Origin of the sequence: Candidatus Hydrogenedens sp. (assembly GCA_035361075.1) — a bacterium.
Classification (GTDB): Bacteria; Hydrogenedentota; Hydrogenedentia; order Hydrogenedentales; family Hydrogenedentaceae; genus Hydrogenedens.
The window spans coordinates 1-4,249 of sequence record DAOSBX010000071.1; the positions used below are offsets into that span (position 1 = coordinate 1).

3 protein-coding genes are annotated in these 4,249 nt (G+C 37.9%); 2 read left to right on the forward strand and 1 reads right to left on the reverse strand.

The window, feature by feature from the left end; translation table 11 throughout:
* Positions 1 to 78 precede the first annotated feature (78 nt).
* Positions 79 to 1,833 (reverse strand): FAD-dependent oxidoreductase, encoded by a 1,755-nt coding sequence (locus PLJ10_13275; protein ID HOK10617.1) that lies wholly within the window; start codon positions 1,831 to 1,833, stop codon positions 79 to 81.
* 231 nt (positions 1,834 to 2,064) lie between these two features.
* Here PLJ10_13275 and PLJ10_13280 point away from each other — a divergent pair, with 231 nt between their 5' ends.
* A complete protein-coding gene (locus tag PLJ10_13280) occupies positions 2,065 to 2,487 on the forward strand; it encodes a hypothetical protein (GenBank protein ID HOK10618.1) in 423 nt (140 codons plus the stop codon).
* 246 nt (positions 2,488 to 2,733) lie between these two features.
* Entirely contained in the window at positions 2,734 to 4,110 is a 1,377-nt protein-coding gene (rimO, locus tag PLJ10_13285; GenBank protein ID HOK10619.1) for a 30S ribosomal protein S12 methylthiotransferase RimO, read from the forward strand.
* The last annotated feature ends 139 nt before the right edge of the window (positions 4,111 to 4,249 follow it).

Here is a 4,249-nt window from a genome sequence, read left to right on the forward strand (position 1 = left end):
AAAATGGCATGTCAAAACCTCTCTCTTTTTAAACTTTGTTTCTTTCTGCAAAATTACAATCTATTAAGACCAGATAATTTATGGCTTATTCTTTTTCCCCATCTGTTGTAAGATGTCTTTGTCCCAGTGGAGGGGGATAGATTCACTTTGTAGCATTTGTTGAAATTGTTCTAATTGGGATTGATTGTTTCTGACCTGACGTGGTTTTAACGTGTTATTTAGGCAGAAAGATACAAGACATCCAACAGCCTCACCGATGTGCCATTCTACATGGTGAAGTCGGTATGCTCCATTTGTGATGTGTGTAGTTCCAATATTTTTAGACACGGGGAGCATGTTTTCGACTCGTTGTGGTATTAGTGCACCTAATGGAATCTGAAAGGGCAGAGAATCCACATCGAAGTAGTTTTTATGGTTGGTTCGAGGATGTAGGTCTATCCGATAGTAGCCAATGCCAACAGTATCATTAAAAAATTCAGGGGTTATATAGTCCTGTGTTTTGAGAAGTTCTTTTCGTGCATCTTTTCCAATATGTTGTTCACATATTGTGAATTCCGCTTTGATACGTCTCGCTTCTCGTATATAGGGTCGCATAGCAAATCCATCTTCTGTGCCGGTAACGTCGGGACGAAGCCGGAGTCCTTTCCAACCTGTTCCGCCATCGGGTCTGGGAGCATCTGTTTGCAACCAGTAGAATAGGGCAAGGCTTAATTCTTTGGCTTTTTTCTCATGGTAAATGTCTTCTTCCTTGGATTTGTTTTCGATAATGTTACCTAAAAAGTAATCATTTTGAGGCCAGTTGACGAGAGTAATGCTGAAAGGGATAATACTTGTGTCAAAAAGGTTTTTATCCAGAATTTGGCGGTAATTCCACCAGTTTGCTTTAGTTTGACCCATCGGGTCGAAAGGTAAAGTCCGCTCTTGTAGGGTAACGGGATGGGTTGCGGTAAAACTTAATAACGGACCTGTCCATGGTGGGTCTAAATCTGGAATAAAATCTCTCCAGAAATCATAATTCTGTGGTTTATCAATGCGGTAGTCTCCATTGGGGTCGTAATCCATTGCAAAGCACCATGTGCATGCCTGCATACCTTTAGGGTCTGCATTTATTGGGGCATGTGGTTCGCCTGTAATTCTTTGGGATTCCATACCTGTTACATATTCCACATTCCCCATAGGCAATAACTCACCCGTTTCTGTTGCATCGATAAAATACGGAGCAGTCAGAGAAATTTTATTCCCTGTTTCTAAAGATTGAACCATAATAGTTAAGAAGTGGTCACCTTTTGTCTCAACTTTTACAGGGATGTGTTGCTTCAAGACGATTAATTTCTTCCCCGAAATGTAAGGGGATAAGAGTTGTTCAATTACCTGTGCACTAACTCGGGGTTCATGGCATATTCGGGAGACATTCCCATTACCAGGATTTAATTTTGGGTCGTTTCTATGCTCATCAAGAAGTGGATAGTTTTTTCGGTAAAAATTGCGAATTTCATTGCGGAGCTGTTTATATCTACCTGTTGAACCTTTATCCTCTACCCATGGATTCTCATCAGGTGGAACTGCTTGACTGGTCATTTGCCCACCTAACCATAATGTTTCCTCTGTAAGTATAACGTTTAATCCATGTTGTAATGCACTTAAGGCACATGCTACACCACCTATGCCTCCGCCGATAATGACTAAGTCACCTTTTATTTCCTTTGTATAATGCCATTTATAATTTTTATAATGATGAAACCTTACCTTTTTCTCTTTTTCTTTACCTTTTACAGAGGAGAGGGTCAATAATGGCAACATACTCGCATTTTGTAGAAATTCTCTTCGTTTCATGTCTTTCATCCCTTTGATGAAATTTGTAAATTAGATGTATTTTTTTATATATTACACCAATTATATTTAATAAGTGAAACAAAATAAGTGAAACCAAAATAAAATAAAGAAAGTCAAAAACTCACTTGAAAAAGTGAATATTTTTTTTCACAATCAACAAATAAACCTAAAACCAACAAAGGAGGTTTTCAAATGAAACGTTTTATCGTTACCACGCTCGTAGCACTTTCAATGGTTGCAATGCTTTCTGTTCTGGGTTGTGCTGGGATGGGCAAAGGACCATCAGATGAGGAATTAATTCGTTCCACTATTGATAAGGTCAAAACTGCCCTTGAAAGCAAGAATTTGGATTTATTAATGACTACTTTTGCCGATGACTTTGAGCATCCGGAAGTCGGTGGCAAGGAAGAAGCCCGCCAGATGCTACAATTAGGTCTGGAGTCAGGCTATGCCGATGAGGGTAAGGTTGATTTGAGTAATATGGAGATTAAAATTGCTGAAGATGGAACAGCAACTGCATATCCAATCGATTTGAGCAGTGCCGCAGGTTCTGTTTCAGTCGAACTTGTGTTGAAAAAATATGAAACAACCAATGATAAGGGCAAAAAAGTTCCCGCATGGTTGGTTAAGACCATAAATGTTGACGGTCTATAATCAAAATAAATAGACTTTCTCCTCATTTTTCCCCTTTTCAAATTATCCTTTGTTTTTTACCCTCTGCTTTCTGCCCGGTGGTAAACACCACCGGGTATCTTTTTTAAATGTTTGTGTTAGACTGATTTTTTTAATGGGCCATGTATCATGATGAGTGTTGTATGAAACATGATTGAAAATTTAAGTATAATATTTTCTCATTTATTACATAATTGTAAAAAATATTAAGATGGGTATTTTTTTGATATGTCTCATGTAAATAAACGAAAACAGGTAGGCATTATAACTCTGGGCTGTGATAAAAATACAGTCGATAATGAATACCTTGCGGGGATGCTTGAAGATTTGGGTTATGAAGTTGTCCCATTGGAGGATGCAGACTTAAATGATGAGTTCGATGTTATTTTGATAAACACATGTGGGTTTATTTTGGATGCGAAAAGGCAGTCAATCGAAGCAATTGCAGAAATAGCAGAGCAGAAAAGATTAACAGGAAATCCAAAACGTTTTTTTGTATATGGTTGTTTATCACAGAGATATCCTCAAGAGATATTGAAGAAATTTCCAGAGATTGATGGTCTTGTTGGCGTTGGTCAGTTAGAGACATTGATAAGGTTTATTCAAGGTGAACAATTAGCCCATGATGAGAAGGTGTGCTGTCTTAAGAAGCCAACTGTGCAAATACATCGGTATATACGGAGAAAATCAATATTACCCCGTCCCTATTCCTTCTTAAAAATCGCAGATGGTTGTTCTCATAGATGCTCATTTTGTGTTATACCCACAATAAAAGGACCCTATCGTTCTGTGCCGATGGAAATTGTATTGCAGGAAGCAGAGTATCTATTATCAAAAGGAATTAAAGAACTCAATCTAATTGCTCAAGATATTACGTATTATGGTAGAGACCTGAAAAAAGGTTATGGATTAGTGGAACTGCTGAAAGAATTGTCGCAGTTAAAAGGTAAATTCTGGATACGATGTTTATATAGTCTCCCTTCAGGTATAACAAAAAAGTTCTTGCAATTTGTAGCAGATGAGCCCAAAGTACTCCACTATTTAGATATGCCCATCCAGCATCTGGACAAAAAAATCCTTAAGTTAATGAACCGCCCAAGATATAATCATGATATTTTTGAGCAGATTAAAAAGATTCGCACCATAATTCCTGATATCGTTCTCCGAACAACGATTATATTAGGCTTTCCTGGAGAAGGCTATGCATCGTTTCAAAATCTTATTCGTGGGATAGAGCAACTTCGATTTGAGCGGTTAGGTGCATTTATGTATTCGCCAGAAGAAGGAACCCCCGCAGTGAGTCTACCGCGTAAAGTAGGCAAACTAATTGCGGAACGAAGATATCATATTCTGATGGAAACTCAAGCTGAAATATCGTATGAATTTAACAAGAGCCGTGTAGGTAAAGAAAACACCGTGCTTATTGAAGATTTCGATGAGGAGAAAAATCTGTGGGTAGGTAGGTCGTATGCCGAAGCTCCAGAAGTAGATGGGATTATCTGGGTTCGTTCACCAATACCCTTAAAATTGGGAGAATTTTATCAAGTCAGAATTACAGAAGCAGAAATTTACGATTTGCAAGCCGAAACACTGCTCACCTCCTGAAAAACATATAAATCATTATAGTGTTACATGTGCGAACCCATGTGTTCGCAAAGAGAAACATTCATCCTATATATATCTACTATGACTATGTATTCACTGTAAATATGTATTTACCTCAAATATGTTTTGATTTTCAGGC